The organism is Arsenicibacter rosenii (genome assembly GCF_001870735.1).
Classification (GTDB): Bacteria; Bacteroidota; Bacteroidia; order Cytophagales; family Spirosomataceae; genus Arsenicibacter; species Arsenicibacter rosenii.
In genome coordinates, this window is the sequence record NZ_MORL01000212.1 from 1 (window position 1) to 753 (window position 753).

Annotated in this window: 1 protein-coding gene; it reads left to right on the forward strand. The window is 51.9% G+C overall.

Annotation, left to right across the window (positions count from 1 at the left end; genetic code table 11):
• A partial coding sequence (locus BLX24_RS30885; RefSeq protein WP_310590817.1) for a sensor histidine kinase occupies positions 1-753 on the forward strand: 753 nt, incomplete at both ends.

Here is a 753-nt window from a genome sequence, read left to right on the forward strand (position 1 = left end):
CTGGGAAAAGCCCTGGCGCCGGGCAGTCCTGGCCAGTTTGATGAGATTTATACGATAAACAACGCGCTTAACGGGCAGAAACGTATTGTTCATGCCAGCGGCCGGACGACTTTTGATAAGGATGGCATGTCGCTGTCAATTTCGGGTACTGCCCGCGACGTAACCATGCAGCAGGAACTGCAGCTGGCCTTAGAGAATGAAGTACAGAAGCGGACCGAAGAGCTATCGGCTACTAATGAGGCACTTACCGCTACCAATGAAAAGCTGCTTGAATCTACTGCTTTGCTGGTCCGGTCTAATGAAAACCTGCAAAAATTTGCCTACATCGCCAGCCATGATTTGCAGGAACCGCTGCGTAAGATTCAACAGTTCGGCGATCTGTTGAAAATGGGCCATGCTTCGTTGTCCGGAGAAGCGTTGACGTATGTAGAACGCATGCAGTCCGCAGCAAGCCGGATGTCCATGCTGATCAGGGATCTGCTGAGCTTTTCGCGGATTTCAACCCAACGGGAAGCCAGTGCTCCTGTAGCGCTCCGGAGCATCCTGGATACTGTATGCCAAACGTTAGAGTTAACCATCCAGCAAACCGGGGCCCGGATTCAGGTCGGCGCCCTGCCCGTTATTTCCGGAGATGCCTCCCAGCTGGAACAACTCTTTCAGAATCTGCTCTCTAATGCGCTGAAGTTTCGCAATGCCTCCGTTGTTCCGGTGATCTCAGTAAATGTAGAAATAATTGAGGCGGAGAATCTGCCT